The organism is Allorhizobium sp. Av2 (assembly GCF_021462805.2).
In the GTDB taxonomy this organism is placed as follows: domain Bacteria; phylum Pseudomonadota; class Alphaproteobacteria; order Rhizobiales; family Rhizobiaceae; genus Allorhizobium; species Allorhizobium vitis_G.
The window spans coordinates 218,461-238,695 of sequence record NZ_CP192700.1 but is presented as its reverse complement, the minus strand read 5'-3'; the positions used below and the strand labels follow the sequence as shown (position 1 = coordinate 238,695).

The 20,235-nt window shown below is 56.3% G+C and carries 16 protein-coding genes; 6 read left to right on the top strand and 10 right to left on the bottom strand.

Annotated elements, in window-relative coordinates:
* Nucleotides 1-87: 87 nt before the first annotated feature.
* From FS819_RS28415 to FS819_RS28375, 9 genes are all read right to left on the bottom strand, one after another.
* Nucleotides 88-873 (bottom strand): amino acid ABC transporter ATP-binding protein, encoded by a 786-nt coding sequence (locus FS819_RS28415; RefSeq protein ID WP_060716474.1) that lies wholly within the window; start codon nt 871-873, stop codon nt 88-90.
* A 1-nt stretch (nt 874) separates the two neighbouring features.
* The gene (locus FS819_RS28410; protein ID WP_060716473.1) at nt 875-1,642 is read right to left on the bottom strand and encodes an amino acid ABC transporter permease; all 768 of its coding nucleotides are present in this window, start codon (nt 1,640-1,642) and stop codon (nt 875-877) included.
* An 88-nt stretch (nt 1,643-1,730) separates the two neighbouring features.
* The gene (locus tag FS819_RS28405) at nt 1,731-2,453 is read right to left on the bottom strand and encodes an amino acid ABC transporter permease (protein WP_060716595.1); all 723 of its coding nucleotides are present in this window, start codon (nt 2,451-2,453) and stop codon (nt 1,731-1,733) included.
* Nucleotides 2,454-2,594: 141 nt separating this feature from the next.
* Complete coding sequence (locus tag FS819_RS28400; protein ID WP_153517046.1) at nt 2,595-3,497, bottom strand: ABC transporter substrate-binding protein; 903 nt, start codon at nt 3,495-3,497, stop codon at nt 2,595-2,597.
* 171 nt (nt 3,498-3,668) lie between these two features.
* Nucleotides 3,669-5,630: a hydantoinase B/oxoprolinase family protein gene (locus FS819_RS28395; RefSeq protein ID WP_060716471.1), complete on the bottom strand. Its 1,962-nt coding sequence runs from the start codon at nt 5,628-5,630 to the stop codon at nt 3,669-3,671.
* 3 nt (nt 5,631-5,633) lie between these two features.
* A complete protein-coding gene (locus tag FS819_RS28390) occupies nt 5,634-7,691 on the bottom strand; it encodes a hydantoinase/oxoprolinase family protein (RefSeq protein WP_156551567.1) in 2,058 nt (685 codons plus the stop codon).
* A gap of 337 nt (nt 7,692-8,028) precedes the next feature.
* Entirely contained in the window at nt 8,029-8,778 is a 750-nt protein-coding gene (gene hutC, locus FS819_RS28385; RefSeq protein ID WP_060716469.1) for a histidine utilization transcriptional repressor HutC, read from the bottom strand.
* Between the two features lie 229 nt (nt 8,779-9,007).
* Entirely contained in the window at nt 9,008-10,537 is a 1,530-nt protein-coding gene (gene hutH / locus FS819_RS28380) for a histidine ammonia-lyase (RefSeq protein WP_060716468.1), read from the bottom strand.
* 168 nt (nt 10,538-10,705) lie between these two features.
* Complete coding sequence (locus FS819_RS28375; protein ID WP_060716467.1) at nt 10,706-11,668, bottom strand: cucumopine synthase-related protein; 963 nt, start codon at nt 11,666-11,668, stop codon at nt 10,706-10,708.
* A 403-nt stretch (nt 11,669-12,071) separates the two neighbouring features.
* Between FS819_RS28375 and FS819_RS28370 the strand changes: the two genes are divergently transcribed.
* From FS819_RS28370 to FS819_RS28350, 5 genes are all read left to right on the top strand, one after another.
* A complete protein-coding gene (locus tag FS819_RS28370; protein WP_071208191.1) occupies nt 12,072-13,019 on the top strand; it encodes a cucumopine synthase-related protein in 948 nt (315 codons plus the stop codon).
* Between the two features lie 510 nt (nt 13,020-13,529).
* The gene (locus tag FS819_RS28365) at nt 13,530-14,552 is read left to right on the top strand and encodes an ABC transporter substrate-binding protein (protein ID WP_060718526.1); all 1,023 of its coding nucleotides are present in this window, start codon (nt 13,530-13,532) and stop codon (nt 14,550-14,552) included.
* Nucleotides 14,552-15,634 (top strand): ABC transporter ATP-binding protein, encoded by a 1,083-nt coding sequence (locus tag FS819_RS28360; protein ID WP_060718525.1) that lies wholly within the window; start codon nt 14,552-14,554, stop codon nt 15,632-15,634. The genes FS819_RS28365 and FS819_RS28360 overlap by 1 nt, the downstream gene beginning before the upstream one ends.
* A complete protein-coding gene (locus FS819_RS28355; protein ID WP_060718524.1) occupies nt 15,612-16,514 on the top strand; it encodes an ABC transporter permease in 903 nt (300 codons plus the stop codon). The genes FS819_RS28360 and FS819_RS28355 overlap by 23 nt, the downstream gene beginning before the upstream one ends.
* Nucleotides 16,511-17,338: an ABC transporter permease gene (locus tag FS819_RS28350; RefSeq protein ID WP_060718523.1), complete on the top strand. Its 828-nt coding sequence runs from the start codon at nt 16,511-16,513 to the stop codon at nt 17,336-17,338. Before FS819_RS28355 ends, FS819_RS28350 begins: the two co-directional genes overlap by 4 nt.
* 145 nt (nt 17,339-17,483) lie before the next feature.
* Here FS819_RS28350 and FS819_RS28345 read toward each other — a convergent pair whose 3' ends face one another.
* The gene (locus FS819_RS28345) at nt 17,484-18,845 is read right to left on the bottom strand and encodes a formimidoylglutamate deiminase (RefSeq protein ID WP_060718522.1); all 1,362 of its coding nucleotides are present in this window, start codon (nt 18,843-18,845) and stop codon (nt 17,484-17,486) included.
* Nucleotides 18,846-18,966: 121 nt separating this feature from the next.
* Between FS819_RS28345 and hutI the strand changes: the two genes are divergently transcribed.
* On the top strand, nt 18,967-20,214 hold the full coding sequence (gene hutI, locus FS819_RS28340) for an imidazolonepropionase (protein ID WP_060718521.1): 1,248 nt from the start codon (nt 18,967-18,969) through the stop codon (nt 20,212-20,214).
* Nucleotides 20,215-20,235: the final 21 nt, after the last annotated feature.

Here is a 20,235-nt window from a genome sequence, read left to right as displayed (position 1 = left end):
GGCCAGCGACCTTGTTTTTCCAACCCTGATCGCCCAGGAAGTCGGTTCGGAGCCAATGATGGCTCGATTACTCGACCTCTGTTGCGGTCAAGCAATACGTTCCAGGAAGGACGCTGTACGCGCGTTTTTCGGTGCCGAGAAAATCTGCTCAGGTGGTCCTTCCTCGATAATGGAGCCCTTGTCCATAACAACGACACGATCAGCCACTTCACGGGCAAATCCCATCTCATGTGTCACGACAATCATGGTCATTCCTTTTCCCGCCAGTTCCTTCATAACAGCTAGAACCTCGCCAACCATTTCAGGGTCAAGCGCGCTGGTTGGTTCATCAAACAGCACGACTTCTGGATTCATGGCGAGGACACGTGCAATCGCGACACGCTGCTGCTGTCCTCCTGATAATTGAGCGGGATACTGATCTCTTTTGTCTGTCAGACCCACACGATCGAGGAGCGCCAACCCGCGCTCGGTCGCCTCCCGTTTTGTCTGCTTGAGCACATGGACCGGTGCTTCAATGATGTTTTGAAGGGCGGTCAGATGTGGGAAAAGATTGAACCGCTGGAAGACCATACCGACGTTGCGTCGTATAGAGGCCTTCTCCTTTTCGCTGAGGTCAACCTTCTTGCCGCCAACAATCTTGTTGCTGACGAGGGTTCCATTCATAAATATCTCGCCGTTCTGGATTTCTTCGAGATGATTTATACACCGAATAAGCGTCGTCTTGCCTGATCCAGACGGACCGATCACGACAACAGTCTCTTTGGGTCGAACGGTCATCGAGATATTTTCAAACACGCTCAAGGTGCCGAATGATTTGCTCACGTTGCGGAGTTCAACGGCAGGTGCGACGCTGCCTTCGGAATGATCGGCCATATCAGGTATCCATTTGTAAGAGGTTGGCAGCTTTTGCGTCTGGTCTTCGCGCGGCGGTTCGCGGGCTCCAGGAAAGCCGGTTCTCGATCCATTGCTGCAACCCAGTCCATACTCCGGTCAGGACGAGGTAGTAGACGGAAATCGCGGCATAGGCTTCAAATGTCTTGAAGTTTTGCGATCGCATGCTGTCAGCAACATGGACGAGTTCCGGTACGGCGATAACGCTCAGGAACGCGGTGGTCTTGAACATCATGTTGCACTGGTTTCCGAGCGATGGCAGGATTATGCGCAGCGCCTGGGGAAGAATGATACGACGCATCGCCATCGATGGCATCATGCCGAGTGCCTTCGCAGCCTCGCTTTGTCCATTGTCGACCGACCTGATACCAGCACGCGTGATTTCGCTCATGTAAGCTGCTTCATGGAGGCTAAAGGCTAAAATCCCGGCGACAATAGCGCCGCTGATCGAGAAGACCGGTGTGCTGATCGTGGACGGAAAAATATCGACGCCGATGAGGTATGGCAGCCCGAAATAAATCAGAAACAGCTGGACAAGAATTGGCGTACCGCGGAAGAACCAGACGTAGAGCCAGTTGAACCCCCTGAGCACACCGAAGCGGCTCAATCCGAACAGGGCCAGAAACAAGCCGGCCACCACGCCAGCTATCATCGAGGTAAGTGTGACGGAGACTGCGATCCAAACAGCATACAAAAGCTGCGAGGGCGGCGAGAAAACCAGCTCAAGGAAGTAGTTGAAATCGAAGTTCATGGTTGAGCTCCCGGAGCAACTTGTCTGCGTTCACGAGAAATTTGTGGCTTAGCGCGAAGACGCTTGCAGAATGGGGGACGGAGCGGTGTCATATCGATGCGAACCCCTTTGAATAGCGTTTCTCCAATGCGGCTTGGACGAAGCTCCACGCGGTTGTCAGGGCCAGGTAATAGATCGATACACCGAGATAGACCTCGAAAGTCTTGAATGTCACAGAGTTGACTGCATCGGCGATGAACAACATCTCCGGAACTGCGATCAGGTATAAGAGTGATGTCGCCTTGAACATGCCGTTCATCTGGTTGCCCAGCGGTGGCAGCATGATGCGGATCGCCTGTGGCAGAATGATTCTCTGCATCAGCAGCCTCGGTGTCATTCCCACGGCCTTGCCAGCGTCCCACTGCCCGTGATCTACCGACGCGATCGCGCCGCGGGATATTTCGCTGAAAAATGCGGCCTCATGCAATGCAAACGCGGTCACTCCCGCGACTATTGTGCCGCTGAGTGAAATAAACCCGAACAGGTGAAAGTCTTGTGGAAAAAGGTCAATATTGGTGAGGTAGGGCAGCCCGAAATAGATGATAATGACCTGCACTAGAAGTGGGGTGCCTCGAAACACAAAGATGTAAACACTGTTGAACCAGCGAAGCACACGCAATCGCGAAAGCCCGAAAAGCGAAAGCACCAGTCCCAGCACGACGCCGATGACCATGGAGGCGAATGCCACCAGCACCGTCGTCAGCAGGCCTCGCAGAAGCGCCGGGCGAGGATTGAAGACAAAATCCAGGTAAAAGGTGATATCGAACTGCATTTCGATAATGGTCCCCATTTATTTTGTTTGAGTCCGCCGCGCCGAGAGATGGTCCTCTTATGACGGAAGCCTGCCGCCGCGGCGGCAAGCTAAAGCCTTACAGCTGCCCGAACGCATGGAGCTTACAGCGTCATCGCCCGATCACGGGCACTGCTTGTCATCGCGGCACAGCTCGACGTGGCCATCCATACCCCAGGTCTTGGCCGCTTGCTCGACATAGCCGCCCTCAAAAAGAGCGACGTAGGCCTTACGCACTGCTTCGTGCAATGCAGGATCGTCCTTTCTGAGGACGATTCCGATCGTTAGGGGATCGATCGGAAGGCCGCCGATCTCATACTTGTCGTCCGTAAGCTTCATGAAGTAGGACAACGTCATAGCGTCGCTGACAAATGCGTCGACGCGCTTCAGATCGAGCTGGCGGAACGTGGTTGTATTCTGGGGGTAGGATTGAATTTCGATAGCTGGCTTGCCTTCAGCTTCGACTTTCGCGCTCGCCTCTTTCAGCAACCGTTCATTCGTGCTCGAGACAAGTACCGCGACGCGATGGCCTGCAAGATCCTCATATGTCTTGATATTAAGAGGGTTTCCCTTCGGGACGAGAAGCCCCATGCGTTCGCGGATGTATTCGACGAAGTTGTACTTAGCAATACGGGCCGGGCTTTTCGAATTGTTGGACATAACCGCATCGCATTTGCCGGTGTCGAGGGCAGCGAATATACTTGCGAACGGGTAGTGAACCACTTCACTTTTGATGCCCATGACTGGGCCGATTGCCGACATGACGTCAACGTTGAATCCCTTGGGGGTTACCCCGTCTTCAGCCAGGAAACCACCGGGCGGATTGCCCAGTTCCGTGCACATCACGATCTTGCCGGCCTTAGCCAGCTTCTCGGTCGGCTCGACGCTCTTCGCGGGCGTGGTCGGAAGCTTGACCTCGTAGGCGGTACCTTCTTTTGCCTCCTGGGCGCTGGCGATCGAAGTCGTCAAGGCCACTCCGGCGGCGAGCCAAAGGCTCATGATCATTGCGGACGAACGAGTATTCATTGTATTCCCCTTTCTTTTCATTGCGTCAAAGCCGAACTGTTTAAAACTCCCAGTTTCGACAACAGTCAGGCTTGGTGTTGTTCACATAGAGCGAAGTGTATCAACGGATTACGGCATTGGACTCTCCATTATAGTTGAAGCGGCCGGCCTGCCGACCGCTCCCGCATCCCACTACAATTGCAGTTTTCTGTTTTCCTCGGCCAGAGCGTCGGATATTGCTTCAATGGTCGCGGTTTTGCTGCTCTCCATGAAGCGCGAAACTGTGTTTCGCACGAGGATTGGTCTTACCGAAGCGTCATAAGCGAAGGCTCCAACCGCAAGCGCGGCTCGGACATCGGTTGGCCAGATCGCATCGAATGCTCGCCGGGTCTCGCAAACGGAGAACCGCCCTTGACGAGCTGCCATTTGCGATCGGGCGGCTTTGGTTTCCGCATCGTCGATTGTATAATCATCACGAACGACAACCCCGTAGGCGGTTCGAGCCCAATCCACTGAGACCAGGCCACGCTTGACGTCGCTGGCGACCTGGTGGGGATCCCTTTCTGCAGCAGGGCCGAACCCGCCACCGGCTGGAGTGATCAAGCGAACCACGTCACCGCGTTTGAAATGCAGAACATCGATCTTGCCGATGTCGCGCTCATCCTTGCGGCCTGGGTTCATGATGACCCGGGCGAGCGATCCCGGCGCTCCGCCTTCGACGCCCCAAGGGCTGAATTTGAGACGATCCATTCCGCGGACGGTCATGACCGCTTCGACATCGGTATTCTCGAGATCAAGAACAACGGCCGCGCCACTGCGCCAGCGTCCCGGCGCCTGACTGTCTGCGAGCAGACCATAGCGCCGCACGCGCATGATCGTTTCGACTTCGACAGTTTCCGCGGGGACCGTCAGCAACGAACCGGAACGGTTGTCGATGCCATCGATCCCATCCTGTCCGATTCGACCACCGCCGCCGCCGCAAATCGGATTGATTACACTAACGCGCTTACCACCATGCAGCCTGTCGCGGCCTGTCACGACTATAATGCCGGACATGCCAGGACCCGCCGCTGCCAGCGCGTCGGGTATTGCTGCGTTCAAGCAACCGAGGACAACGTCGTATACGCGTGTCGACGCAGTAACACGCGATCCCCCGGCCGCTGGGAAGTTCGCGTTAATGATGGTGCCGCGAGGCGCTATGATCCTGACGGGGCGGAGGAGACCCCGGTTTCGTGGCGCATCGGGCGCCTTCGTCAGAATGTAGTAGATGAGCGATTGCAACGTATACGGGTGGGTTGTCGTCCCCGTCACGTAGTTGAACGCCGCGAGCACCTGTGGATCTGTACCCGTAAAATCGAAGATCAGGTTGCTTCCGTCGACGGTCATGCGCGCGTGAATATTGATGTACTCACCAGGCCGCATTCCTTCGATGTAGTCAGCGAACTCGTAGGTGCCATCCGGGATGGCCGAGATCACTTCCCGTGCACGCGCCTCCGACAGCGCGAGGGTCGCGTCCATTCCCTTCAGGACCTCGTCGGTCGAATAGCGATCGCACAACTGGCCCAGCCGGACATCCATGCTTTTCAATGCCGAGAGCATCGCCTGGATATCACCCCAGAGTTCGCTGGAGATGCGACTATTGTCCAGGAGGATGTTCTTCACAGATTCATTGAGGACACCTTCCCGATAGAGTAGGACCGGGCGAAGTCGCAGCCCTTCCTGAAAGACCTCGGTCAGGGTCGGAGCAATGCTACCTGGCACTGCGCCGCCAATATCGGACGCATGTACGAATGCCCACGCCAATGCGATGAGTTGGCCATCCCGGAAGATCGGACGGACAAGCGATACGTCCATCATGTGAGTAACCATCCCGTCGCTGGAGAACGGGTCATTCGTGATAATGCAATCACCTGGCTTGAGCGAAGAGAGCGGGATATCCCCTAGCCCTCCTTTCACCGACAGGCCTATGAACGCACTGACGCCAGTATTGATCGGGTAGGCAAATGCTTCTCCATCCGCATTGGCGAGCGCGCATTGAAAGTCCTGGACGAGCTTCACGAAGGTCGTGTGCGCCGTGCGCTGCAGCGTCGACGACGCTTCTTCGACAATTGCGTTGAAGCGATTTGCCATGATGGCGGTTTGAACGGGATCCATGTTTTAGCCCCTCCGATCCAGAGAAATAGCACCGGAGCTGATTGCTTCGGCCGTGTAGGCAGGCGGGACAAGGATCGTTGAGTCATCCTCTTCGATGATGCATGGCCCCTCGACCCTGCTTCCTCTTTCGAGGTCACTGCGGGCATAGATCGGAGTATTTGGATAAAGCCGCCCCGCGATACGGAGGTCGCGCCTGGCGATGGCTGAGACCTCGCCCCTCCTGGAGCTCCCCTCGATATTCACCTGCGAGGGAGAGGGCAGGCTTCCGCGGATGCGAACGCGCAACTCTACAAATTCGACGGCAGCATTCCGGTCGCAATGGGCATAAAGCCTGTTGTGCTCGTCATGGAAGCGATCGGAAATCGTTGCCAGATCCGGGAAGCTGCCATCGGCTTTGGTCGGGACGACGACCGGAACCTGGAATGACTGCCCTTTATATCGTAGTTCCGCCCAAAATTCGTGATCGATCGACGTCAGGCGATCGAGTTCCACCTGCTGCTTGAGCCAGTCGACCGTCTCCGATGCGAGGTGCCTGAATGCGTCAGAGAGCGATTCATGCGTTATCGTCGTGCCTTGAATGACGTTGACGACATCGTGGGTGAGGGTCGTGACCACGCCGCCACAGGCGCAGAAAACCGAAGGCGCGGCAGGCACGATGACCGAATTTATTCCAACCTCGTCCGCAAGCAGTGGTCCATGCAGAGCTCCGTTTCCGCCGAACGTCACAAGCGTCACGTTCTGCGGGTCGAGTCCGTGCGCAGCGAGATAGGGCAATATCCTGCTGACCATTGTCGAGGTTGTCACCGAAAGGCAGGCATCGGCAGCTTCCGCAGTCGACACACCAAGCCGGCCCGCAATACTGTCATATGCGGTCGCAGCGCGGTTCACGTCCAACGGCATGGCACCGCCAAGGAAATTGCCGGCATTGAGGTAGCCGCACAGAAGATAAGCGTCGGTCACTGTTGGGCGGACGCCACCCCTGCCGAACGCTGCCGGGCCAGGATAGGCACCAGCGCTTTCAGGGCCTATCCGCATTGCGGGTCCCTCGAGATAGACCAAGGAGCCGCCGCCAGCGCCAATCGCTTCTATCTCGGTCACGGGCAGGGTGATCGGAAAGTCGCCTACTGCTCCCTGCGAGGTGACCGTCGGGTTGCCCTGACGGACCAGCGACACATCTGTGCTCGTGCCGCCCATATCAAAGGTGAGCAAGTATTCATGCTTGCTGAGCGAAGAGACAGTCTGTGCGGCGGTCACCCCGGACGCCGGCCCCGACAACAGCGTGTGAACCGGAAACTTCGCCGCGTCCGCAAGCCCAAGTGCACCACCATTGGAGCGCGTCACAAACAGCCGGACAGATGAAAGCCTGTTAGTGACGTAGCGCTCAATCTCCTGCAGATATGCCTGGACGCGGGGTTTGACATAGGCGTTTAAAGTTGCATTGACAGCACGCTCGTATTCCCCGATGCGCGGCCAGATTTCACTCGAAATACAGACGTCCATTTCCGGGTCGATCTCATTGATCAAGCCACGGATCTCGCGCTCGTGCTTAGGATTTCGAAAGCTGTGAAGAAAAACGACGGCGATTGCCTTAACGTCGGCGGCCTTAACGCCAGCCACTGCCCGGCGAACTGCTTCGGCGTCGATCGGTGTAAGCACCTCGCCATCGGCATCGAGACGTTCCGGGATCTCGAAAACGAGGTCCCGAGCTACAAGCGGAATTGCGCGGGAGGAGAATAAATCTACGGGATTCTTGAGACGAAGGCGCTGGAGCTCAAGGATGTCGCGGAAACCCTCCGTCACGAAAAGCGCGATGGGTTCTGCGGATCGTTCGATCACCGTATTGGTGCTAACCGTCGTACCGTGCATGACAACGACTTCGTCATCATCCGAAATTCGCAGCTGGTCGAGAAGCGGCTCAAACCCGTCCTTGAACCCTTCCGCAAAGTGCGGAGGCGTAGAGGGAACCTTCAGACGAGTAATTCCCTGGGAGCTGTCAGAACGCCAACCGACAAAGTCGGTGAACGTTCCGCCGATATCCACTCCTATGCGGACGAGAGCCATCAAACACTTCCTATCTTGACCTTTGCAACGGCAACAAACGTCCTTCCCGGGCGAAATGCTCGGGCGTACTAATCTGTCGCAATCGGCTTTGATGAGGATTATGTTATGTCGGAATGGCCAATGGTTTATAGCGGGGTTTCATTGAAATGGGCGAATAGTTTCTTCGAACCATCAGGGCTGCATTGCAGCCTGTTCCCAAGGGCTAAAGAGGCCGGCGATTTGTCTTCGCCCGGAAACGCAGTTCAAGTGGAAAACCGCGACGAAGCCACCGAAAAAGTTCGGCAGCTTCGCCAACCCACCAACTTACAAAGTTTGGCTTATCGCCCGACGAGGCAGCCTAGGACACGCCCGGTTGTGCTGACGGCTTGAAGCGCACCACGAAACGGTGGCGGTCGCCAGGATAAATAAGACGGACGAAGGTAATAAGCTGTTCATCCAGCCAGGTCCGGCGCGCGATGGATATGCATGCGGTTCGCTCAACCACTTGCAACCGGCGAGCAAGTATGGCGTCAGCCGACACCGCTCGTATCGAATGTTCTCCGTCTGTGAACGGAACGTTATGAAGGAGCCAACTGCCGGGCGGTTCGTCCTTGAACTGAAGTCTCTCCACCTGGGGAACCGCGTCGAGGTTGATTTGGCGGGTTTCCATGGTGAACGGGAGATTGTCAGCGTAGTGCATGACTTCAAGGGTCAAAAGACGCGTCCCGACAGGAACGCCGACATGACGCGCATCTAGAGGGTCGGTCGCCTTGCGAATGCTCCGATCCGTGATCTCAAACGTGTAGGTCCGGTCAATCGCCATGACCTCTGCACGGATGTCCTGAATGTGCATCAACGGCTCTTCGATCCGCGGCGGAGCTACAAAGGACCCGGATCGGCGCTTCCGGGTAATCATTCCCGAAGCAGCCAGGCTCGACAGAGCCTTGTTCACCGTCATCCGAGAGCAGTTATAGATGTCGACCAACTCACGCTCCGGCGGAATCCGGGCACCTGGGCCCCACTCACCCGTGGCAATCTTGTTCTCGATGTCACGCTGGATCTCCGAGTATCGAGATGCGGCATGCTTTTCTATTGCAAGATCATCCATGGGCAAGCGACGCTGCCTTTGAAATATTGGAACTGCTCACGATCGTACCTCTTTCACCATCTGCAAAAACCGTATCAATGGTCTATAACATATGGTTGATTAATCGTACACCAAACGAAGGCCAGATCGCGATTGCTAAGGTCCATGGAAAGAAGGGTTTTCGACCGAAATGTGAAAATGCATGGCGGCGAGATTAACGTCGCCGCCACCAGGACAATATCACTGCCAATCAGAGAACCGGCAGGAGGCCCTTCGTCAACGGAGCAATCAAGCGACCGCTCGCGACAAGCTCGGTTGCGCGCTTGAGATCGTCAGCCATGTAGCGGTCATCTTCGAGCTTGGGTATTACGGCGCGGATTCCCTTGCGGACCGTATCAAGCGCCGGGCTCGAGGAAAGAGGAGCCCTGAGATCAATGCCCTGAGCGGCGCTGATAGCTTCGATCCCCACGATAGAGAACAGGTTTTCGGTCATCTGCAGGAGACGCCTGGCACCATGGCAAGCCATGGACACGTGGTCCTCCTGGTTTGCGGAAGTTGGTGTGGAGTCAACCGAAGCAGGATGCGACATCTGCTTGTTTTCCGACATGAGAGCAGCAGAGGTCACCTCGGCGATCATGAAGCCGGAATTCAGACCTGGTCTGGGTGTCAGAAATGCGGGGAGACCGTAGCTAAGAACCGGATCCACCAGCAGGGCGATACGTCGCTGTGCGATTGCACCGATCTCGCAGATGGCGATGGCAATCTGATCCGCGGCAAAGGCTACGGGCTCGGCGTGGAAGTTGCCGCCAGAGACGATCGTTCCATCGGAGAGCACGAGGGGATTGTCGGTGGCAGCGTTCGCCTCGATCATCAAAGTGTTGGCAGCCTGACGCAGGAGGTCCAGGCAGGCTCCTGCCACCTGTGGCTGGCATCGCAGGCAGTACGGGTCCTGAACCCGCTCATCGCCTTCTTCATGACTTGCGCGGATTTCGGAGCCATCCATGAGCGAGCGCAGCGCCTGTGCAGCGTCGATCTGACCCTGATGGCCGCGAAGAGTGTGGATCTCCGGGTGGAAAGGCGCGGTCGATCCCATCGCGGCGTCGGTTGAGAGCGCACCGGATACCAGCGACGATACCAGTGCCCTGTGAGCCCGAAAGAGGCCAACAAGTGCGAGGGCGGTTGAGGTTTGAGTACCGTTGATCATCGCCAGGCCTTCCTTGGCCTTTAGCGTAATCGGGGTGATACCGGCTTTGGCCAACGCCTGCTTTGCCGACATGACTTCGCCATCGAACATGGCGTCGCCTTCACCGATCACAGCCGCCGTCATGTGAGCGAGTGGCGCGAGGTCGCCCGATGCGCCCACAGATCCCTTTTCGGGAATGATCGGAAGGACATTCTTCTCGAGCATGGCGGCGAGCACGTGAATGACTTGCGGCCTGACGCCCGAAGCGCCCCGTCCTAGCGAAATCAGCTTTAACGTCATGATGAGGCGCACGATGCCGTCGGCGAGTGGAGCGCCGACACCGCAGCAATGAGAAAGGATCAGATTCCGTTGCAAGGTTTCGACGTCGTCGGCGGGAATGCGCACGCTCGCCAGCTTTCCGAAGCCGGTATTGATCCCGTAATGCGCCTCATCTCCTCCCGCAATCTCGGCCACCCTGTCGGCGGATGCCTGTACCCTTTTCAGGGAGTCCGCATCCAGCTTTGGGATCAATGCGTTCTCATAGACGGCTGCCAATGTTTCGAGCGTTACTTTTCCTGGGACGAGCGTGTTGGGCATATTCAAACCTTTAGGATGAGGGAGGGGCAGACATATTCGCGTTGTGGCCCCATATTTGTATATACCATACCAAATCTGCCCCTGTGTAAAGCTCCATCCCAAAAAATGGAGCGGGCGACCACGTCGAAACGGGCCGCCCGGAGGAATGGATATATTCTATGAGACTGATTAGTTTGGCTTAATCTGGTTGAATCGACCGGAAAATTCCTGACCGTTCACTGCACGCCCATAAAACATCCCAAGGTACCAGGGGAAGTAATGATATGACCAGGCGCATAGCCGATTGCCATACATAATGAAGGTTCGCAGCAGCGTGCGGAGCTCTTCCTTGTCGTCAGTCTCACGGATGGCGGCACGCAGCTTGTTGGAGAAGTCGAGCAGCGTGTTCAGTCCGGAGTAGCCAAGATATTCCGAATAGGCAGGATCAAACGCCTCGACCGCCGCCACAAAATCCTCATGCGAGAGTGTGTCGATCAGCTTCAGAAGTGGATACGCAGTGTACATGATGTAGTCGCGGAGCATGCCGTTGGCGAAGTCCCACGCAGTGAAATACTGACCATACGTTCCAGTGTCACCAATCTCACCCGTCCGTATGCGACGCAAGTCTTCCGGTTCGTCCGTCTGGATCCTTTTGGCTTCCGCATAAAATACCGCAGCAGCGCCCTTCAGATTTGCAAACCTGCCTTCGCCTTTGAACGCCTGTGACACGTCGTGCGGCCTTACCTCCACGAAGATCTTTTCCTTTACGAAAAACAGGTTGTTCCAGATCGCCTTGCCGACGACTGGCAGCAGATGATGATATTCCTCCAGGACTTTTCCGAGGACGGGCTGAGCGAGCGGCTCAAGTCCCTTGCCGTACTGGATCGAAAACTTGTTGCCGGTGGCTTGGGAGTATCTCAGGTCACCGATTGCGCAATCGACAATGCGTCGGCGCAACCGAACTGGTGCCGTGCTGATCGTTGGCGTCCACGCATAAAGCGACTCTCCCGACACGACCGGATGCGCCTGCATGACCTTGAATGGCAGGTCCTGCCAAAACTCCTCGCAGAGTTCGGGATTTTCCTCGTCTGCGAGCTCGGCCACCACGACGATGTCGAGCTCTGGCCACGCGATCTCAACCAATCTTCCCATTTCGCTTCCCCTTTTGGAATTTTTTCAGGTCAAACCGAAAGCCATAACCTGAATAGGTATAGACCATATTTGTTTATTCGCCGATCTCAAGCCGAAATGATGATAAAAATAGTCGTTCTCGCAGATTTATGCTATACATAATGCCATATTTGTCTACTTATCCCCCAATTTTGACCATTTATGGAAAATATTTCTCCCCAAGCAGTCACCCAGAGGACATCGACCTAGAGTGCCCGGCGTGGCTTCACGGCACTTATGTTCGCCGTACGTTCCAATTTCGGGAAGCTAAGAGCATCATCGTCCAAACCAGAATGGATAAATGGTCTATACAAAATGGCATTATTGGATATGCTTATCCCCGTGCGGCCTCGTAGCCGCACGATCAACGATAGGGATCTGCGAAATGTCGTATAATAGCTTGAGTGACGTCGTGAAGGCGGTGAAGGAGGCGACCCGTGCTTATGAAAGCACCGAGCCGAAGGAACTTCACGATATCCGCACCGGGACCTTCGCGGTCGGCACAAACAACCAGTACTTCACCAACCTGGACTTCGTGAACGGCATGCTTCGCGACCAGTCGATGTACACATGGTACCCCCTCCTGCTCACGTTCCAGGACGAGCGCTTCACCCTCGAGCAGTGCTGCGCACTGGTTCATCGCTTTGATTACGCATACAGCAACTACCTGCGTTATAGCGGCCTGCAGGAAATGGGCGCGTTCGCCGAAGCGATCACGAAGCACCTGCCGACAGCTTCCAGCCGCGGGGAAGCGGTTGAGGCGGTCAAGGCGTTCCTCGGATATCTCAACCGACTGGCTGCCTGGTCCTTCCACTATTTCCCCTGGAGCATCGGCAAGCATCTCACCTACGAGACCCCCGAAGGTTCTATCGCGGCACTGGCCGATCTCTCGCGGCGCGTGAAGATCAACGAAGGCCAGAAGGTACGCCTCACATGGCAGCCACTCGGCATAAGCGTCATTGCCTATCTTGCTACCAAGGAAAACCCGGAACTCTGCAATGACCTCATCGAGGCTTTGCCGTTCACCGTCGTTCAGGACCACGCTGTTGTCAGCGGTGAATCCATGTACGCCTGGGCTCCCGTGGTCAGCACTTCGCCGGTTCATGTGAAGGAACGTCAGTGTGACGCTCCGGTCGGCCGTATCCGCTATTCGCAGGGCACCGGCAACAAGGTCATCGTGCAATACGGCGAAGTAACCGAAGACATCGCAACGCCGGTGCTCGGTGAGATCCTGCCGCAATACGCCGAAGACCTCGCCAAGGTTGGCCGGGCGGTTCTGGACAGCAACTTTGGCGACAAAACGCCCATCATGTTGACGGTCGAACTCGCGTAAATGCGTTCAACCATGCGGCCCCCGATAGCGGGGCCGCCTTACGTTTAGGCCTGCATAAAAATTGACTTGATTGGCCATGCCAATCTGTTAATATGTATAGACCAAACCGCAGCAAAGAATGCGGAAAGAGGAGAACAGGAAATGGCATTCTGGTTCGAATTCGAAATGATCAATGAAGTTCCGAACAAGACGCTGCGCGCCGGACTAATCGCCGGCGATCCGTGGGTGTCTGGGCGTGTACACAGTTTGACAATCCGCTCGATCCGGAATGGTCTCGAAAGACTTTTGAGCTTCAGGGCTCATGCAGGACTTGCCCGACCACGCTGATTATCGCCCGTCGCCGGCAACAGACTCCTCGAGCGAGCCGCTCGTTTGCGAGTTGACGCGCCCCAGGAGGGGCCAGTCATGAAATCCGAACTCAACTGAGTGTCTGCGCGCGGCAAAGATTCCGGCGCGGAGCGGTTTGTCTCGTCTTAGTGCGGGTCGAACTTCAACCAAAGGGGAACTGATATGAAATGGCATTTTGGTAAAGCCATCGCCGGTGGCATGTTGCTGGTTGCAGCCTGCGCATTGAGCTCGGCAGCGCTCGCGCAACAGAAAGAACTTATTCTCAGCGGCTTCGGCGGCGCTTACGACGAGGCGATGGCTGCGAGCGTCAAGTCCTTCGAGCAGGAAAACGGGGTGAAGGTGACAATCGTTGCGGGTTCCGGTGCCAGCAACATCGCGCGCGTCCGCAATAAGGAAGTCGATGTGATCGTTTCCGATCCGGTCTTCGCCCTCCGTATGGAAGCTGAGAAGGCCTTTGCGCCCCTCGACCCGAAGCTTGTTCCCAATCTCAAAAACATCTACCCGAAGGCAATCTACTCCGATGCGGTCGTTGCCGCGAATTTCGGAGCATACGTCATCGCCTACAATCCGGCCGAAGTTAAGGCCCCGGAATCGTGGTACGATCTCGCAAAGCCGGAATATAAGGGCCGGATCGCACTGCGCGGCTTCCGACCCGAAAACATCGATCTGATCACGCTCTTCGCAAAGCGCGCCGGCGGCAGTGAGCGCAGTCCGGACGCCGGCTTCGCTGAAATGGCAAAAATTGCCCAGAACATCGATGTCTGGGTCGATTCCCATGCCAACCATCTCGAACTGTACCGCAACGATCAGATTTCCATGAGCATGTGGACCGATGGTCGAATTGCCTGGGCGCGTGACACTGAAGGCCTGAAAATCCAGGGTGCCATTCCGAAGGAAGGGTTCTTCCCGCTCTCATCGACACTCAGTGTCGTTGCTGGACGCCCGAACGCGGATCTCGCCCAGAAGCTGGTGAACGTACTGCTGAGCCCTGAAGCCGGTGTCATCATGGCGCAGAAGCTTGGCTACTTCCCGACGAACAAAGAAACCAAGTTGCCGCAGGATGTTCAGGCCAAGATCATGATCACGCCGGACAACGTCAATGACCTTCAAAGTGCCGACTGGAAGTACATTGTGTCGGTCTATGATCAATGGCAGCAGCGCTGGGAACGGGAAATTCAACGCTAATGGCTGAAAATTTTGACATTGAGCTTTCGCATTGCCGCAAGGCTTACGGCGACGTCATCGTTCTCGATGACGTTTCTCTCCAGGTCAAGAACGGTGAGTTCATCACCGTTCTTGGTCCGAGCGGCTGCGGCAAGACGACAACGCTGCGCATGATCGGTGGGTTCATCATCCCCGATAGCGGTCGCGTGTCGATCAGAGGCAGAGAAGTAACCCATCTGCCTCCATACAAACGCAACATCGGCGTGGTTTTCCAGAATTACGCCCTGTGGCCCCATATGACGGTCGCGGAGATACTCTCGTTTGGTCTTCGCATCCGCAAACTACCCAGAGAAGAAATTGCTCGTCGTGTAGATCGGGCGCTTGGCATGGTACAATTGACCGGGTTGAAGGATCGCTATCCGCGCGAATTGAGCGGAGGCCAACAGCAGCGCGTCGCAATGGCGCGCGCCCTTGCCATTGATCCGGAGGTCATCATTCTCGATGAGCCGCTATCCAATCTGGATAGGCGGCTGCGTGAAGAACTCCGCATTGAACTGAAGCGGCTGCAACGGTCTCTTGGCGTGACGATGCTATTCGTCACCCACGACCAGGAAGAAGCGCTCTCGATGTCCGATCAGGTCGTCGTCATGCAATCCGGCAAAATTCAGCAGATAGCAGACCCACGGACCGTATACGAACGACCAGCGAACCGTTTCGTCGCGGGCTTCCTTGGTAGCGCCAATTTCATGCATGGCGAACTGGTGCAGAATACTCAGGAGAGCAAAGCCGAGATCAAGCTTGGCAATGGTGCGATCGTGACCGCGCATGCGCCCGCGGCAAAGCCGACAGGCGAGAAGGTTACCGTCATCGTTCGACCCGAGTGGCTTGTGCTTGAGCGGCAGGGAACCGATCTGACTGCAAACCAGCTCGAAGGCACCGTGAGTGACGTGGTCTATGAGGGATCGGCGATCCGTTACGGTATCCATCTCACGCACGACCCCGAGGCGCCGATCTTCCTTCAGGAGCGATCGAACGCCGATATTTTGAACCCCGGAGATAAGGTCAGGATCAATGTCACCAATGCCGTCATTGCCGCAGACTGACGATCAGGGCGGCCTGCGGGGCCGGGTAGTTGCCTGGGCCGCGCGTGCACCGCTATTCGTGCCTTTCATCTTCGTCATCCTGTTCTTTTTTGTCCCCATGGGCTGGCTTGTCGGAACAAGCATGTCCACGCATGAGGTTGGCAGTGCGCCTGTGTTTACCGGCACACTCGAGCATTATGCGCGGTTCTGGACAGATCCCTTCTATCTGGAAACAGCGCTTTGGACGACCGTAAGGCTGTCGGTTGTCTCCACGGTCTTTGCTTTAATTATCGGCTATGTGCTTGCCTACTATATCGCTGAACTTCCCCCGCATCGGAGAGGTTTTCTCACCAGCATGGTGGTCGTCTCGCTCTCGGTAAACATTGTCATTCGGATTTTCGGCTTGAATGTGCTTCTGATGAGCGGCGGACTTGTCGACAGCGCCCTGACCTTTATCGGCATGCCAAAGGTCCGCATTATGTATACCGAGCTTGGCGTCTTGATCGGCTTGATCCAGATTGCCGTGCCTTACGTTGTTTTGCCCCTTATCGGCGTAATCGCCGCGATCGACCCGGCGCTCAAAGAGGCGGCAGAGAGCGTCGGTGCGAACAAGTACAGGACTTTTTGGGCCGTGACATTTCCGCTCTCGCTGCCGGGAGTGGTCGCGGGCACCCTGATTGCTTTCACGCTAAACGCTGCAGCATTCGCCATCCCGTCCCTGATGGGGGGTGGTCGAGTGAGAATGATGGGGATGATGGCGTACGAACAGGCAACCGTGCAAGGCAATTTTCCCTTCGCCGCCGCGATCGGGATTAGCCTGACAATCCTGAGCATCCTGATTACCGCAATCTATTTGTTCGCCATCAATCGAACATTCCGAACGGCGAGGAGAGCGGCATGAGCACCACCTTAATAGCTCCAGGCAGGAAAGTGCGGTTACCGCTTCCTTCGGCACTGGGAATTGCCGCATTTTGTGCATTTGTCTTTGTTATCGCCCCGCTTATCGTGGTCGCGGGCGCAGCCTTGAACGCGGAAGCGATGTTTTTCCCACCGCGACAGTTGACCTTGCACTGGATGACTGCGGCGCTGACCGACGGCAGCTTCGTTAATGGTGCGCTCATCAGTTTTGTCGTCGCATCGGTGGCAGCTTCTGTCTCGACGCTCTTTGCCCTTCCCGTTGCGTTGCAATTGCGAAAAGCCCCGCCGACGGTGGCGAAAATCCTGACCTTGTCGTTCATGGGACCGTTGCTGGTGCCCTCGGTGATCTTCGCCTTGTCCCTTTATTCCGTGATGATCTACGTGTTCGGTGTGACCAATCTGTTCATCCTCATGATTGGCCACGTGATAATCACCATGCCGTATCCGGTTCGTACCATCACGGCGGTTACCGAGCATCTTGATCCTGCGCTGGAGGATGCAGCCAGCAGCATCGGGGCAAATCCATGGCGGACTTTCGTTTCGGTGACACTGCCCTTGATCAAACCCGGAGTCATTGCCGGCTTCCTGTTTGCGTTCATAACGTCATGGAACGACTTTTCGATCTCCGTGTTTCTCACGCCGCGCGAATTGCAGCCGTTGCCCATCAAGATCTACGAATATCTCTTGTACCAATATAGACCGCTGATTGCTGCCGTCTCCACCTGGTCGGTCATTGGCTCGGCAATTGTCGTTCTGATCATCGACCGCCTTGTAGGCCTGAATGTCTTTACCGGCCGGCGCAACTAGATCGACCGGATCAACATAAAAGACAAAAGGGGCGCTCGACGCCCCTTTTGCAGTTGATGCTGCCAAGGAGTTATGTTCTGGACGCCGGGCCAAATATCCTCGCAGCGTTACGGGAAGTGTTTCCCGCGCTCGCACTTGCAGCCCGCTATCGACGAAGCAACTTATGCATCGTGGCGAGAAAGCGACGATTGATTTCGTCGCGAGCGACATGGCGTCCCGCAACGACTTGTCTGCGGCCGCGAACCCAGACGCTGTCGATCGTCACCCCGTCGGCAAATATCCAGTGGTCCAGAATTTCATCTCTCTCAAGGTAGGAAACGGCATCGACATTGAGCGACAGCAAATCGGCTGAGTTGCCGGCCTCGATGCCAATCTCCGATCCCAAAGCCACAGTGCCACCGCGGCCCGCTGACTCAAGAAGATGACGGCCCGTGGATTCATTCGGCGCCGCCAGTACGTTTCTCATCTGACGTCCCAGCCTCTGCGAGTATTCGAGTTGCCGCAATTCACCAGCGAGGGAGATCAGGATGTTCGAGTCCGATCCGATGCCGATCCTGCCTCCCTCCTCAACGAATGCATGGCCGGGAAATATGCCATCCCCGAGATTGGCCTCGGTTATCGGGCAAAGACCCGCAACTGCACCACTACGCGCAACTCTACGCGTTTCGGTTTCGGTCATATGGGTCGCATGAATGAGGCACCAGCGCTGGTCGACCGGCGCATTGTCCAGCAACCATTCGACCGGGCGGGCGGAGGACCAGGCGAGACAATCTGTGACCTCCTTCATTTGCTCGGCAATGTGAATGTGGATCGGCCCTCTGGCCCACCTTTCAGTGATCTGAAGCAACTCTTGCGGCGTGACGGCTCTCAGGCTGTGGGGCGCCACGCCGAGTTCGGCGCCAGCAATTTTCCCGACTAGCGATTGGCACTCGCTCATCAGTTGGTCGTAACTGTCGAGCGAGTTGATGAACCGCCGTTGCCCCTCGACCGGAGCAAGGCCACCAAACCCCGAATGAGCGTAAAAGACCGGCAGTAATGTCAGACTTATTCCTGTGGCGCTGGCCGCCGCGATAATGCGTTCCGCCATCTCGGCAATATTTGAGTAGTGGCTGCCATCTGGGCTGTGATGCAGGTAGTGAAACTCACCGACACGGCTGTAGCCAGCTTCAAGCATCTCCATGTATAGCTGCGAAGCGACGGCCTCGACATCATCGGGGCTCATTGTCAAAGCGAACCGGTACATCACATTTCGCCAGCTCCAAAAGCTGTCATCGGTTGGTCCGCGTGTTTCGGCCAAGCCTGCCATGGCGCGCTGAAAGGCATGGCTATGAAGATTGCCCATCGCGGGCAAGATGAGGTTGTGGCGCTCGTCGGCCGGCGTTGCCGCCGTACCTGTTTCGACGGACGCGATAAAGCCGCCCTCGATCCGCAGCAGAACGTTCTTATGCCAACCGGTGGGCAAAAGGGCGCTCTTCGCAAATAGTGTGGTGCGATCCAACTCTCCCATAACCTCTTCTCCGAGCTTGATGCGATCGCCAAAACGATCAACTTGGTTCTTGCAATTTACGCCATTGGTATATACAAAATACAGATAAGGAAAGACAAATCCAATTGATGGGGGGATCGCGATGTCTGAGGCAAAACCCACATCCGATGAGGAGATCGTCATCTGGAGGAATGCGCGACTGGCAACCGTCGCGGAGGGAACGGATGGCCTTGGCGTCATCGACGGTGGCGTAGTCATCGTCAAAGGCGAGCAGATTTCTTATGTCGGCACAGACAATGATCTCCCCTCCTCCCTGACAAAGGGAGCGATCGAGGTTGATTTGGGAGGTCGGTGGGTAACGCCCGCCCTGATCGACTGCCATACACATCTGGTTTTCGGCGGCGACAGGGCGTTGGAATTCGAGATGAGGCTTTCGGGCGCAACCTATGAAGAGATTGCGAGAGCCGGCGGCGGCATTGTCTCCTCTGTCAAGGCGACTAACGCGCTTTCGGAGGACGAATTGGTTCTTCAGGCACTTCCCCGATTGGACGCTCTCCTCTCCGAAGGAGTCGGCACCGTGGAGATCAAGTCGGGCTACGGCCTTAATGTCGCAACGGAATTGAAGATGCTTCGAGCTGCGAGGCGGCTCGCGGCGTTACGCCCTGTGCGGATCGTAACGAGCTATCTGGCAGCGCACGCGACGCCGGAAGCTTATCGTGGTAACAACGGTGGGTACATCGAAGATGTTGTTATTCCTGGCCTCGAGGCAGCCAGACGAGAAGGGCTGATTGATGCTGTCGACGGTTTCTGTGAGGGTATTGCCTTTTCTCCTGACGAAATGTCTCGGGTTTTCGACGCTGCCAAAAGGCATGGATTGCCTATCAAATTGCATGCCGAGCAGTTGAGCAATCTCGGTGGAGCAAAACTCGCGGCTTCTCGCGGGGCGCTTTCGGCAGACCATCTAGAATATCTCGATGAACATGGCGCCAGGGCTTTGGCTGCGTCTGGGACCGTTGCCGTCCTCCTGCCCGGAGCTTTCTACACCCTGCGGGAAAAGCGGCTACCACCGGTTCAGGCGCTGAGGGACGCAGGTGCCAGCATCGCCATCGCGACAGATTGCAATCCAGGAACCTCGCCTCTGACGTCCATGCTGCTGGCCATGAACATGTCGGCCACGCTTTTCGGATTGAGTGTCGACGAATGCGTTGCTGGGGCGACCCGGGAAGCTGCGCGTGCACTCGGCTTGGTCACGACCACAGGCACGCTTGAAGTTGGTAAATCCGCCGATTTCGCTGTGTGGAATATCGGGCGACCGGCCGAACTCGTTTATCGCATCGGGTTCAATCCGCTGCATGCCCGAATATTCAAAGGCCGCAGATTGCGGCCCTGAAATCAAAAACCATGACTACTC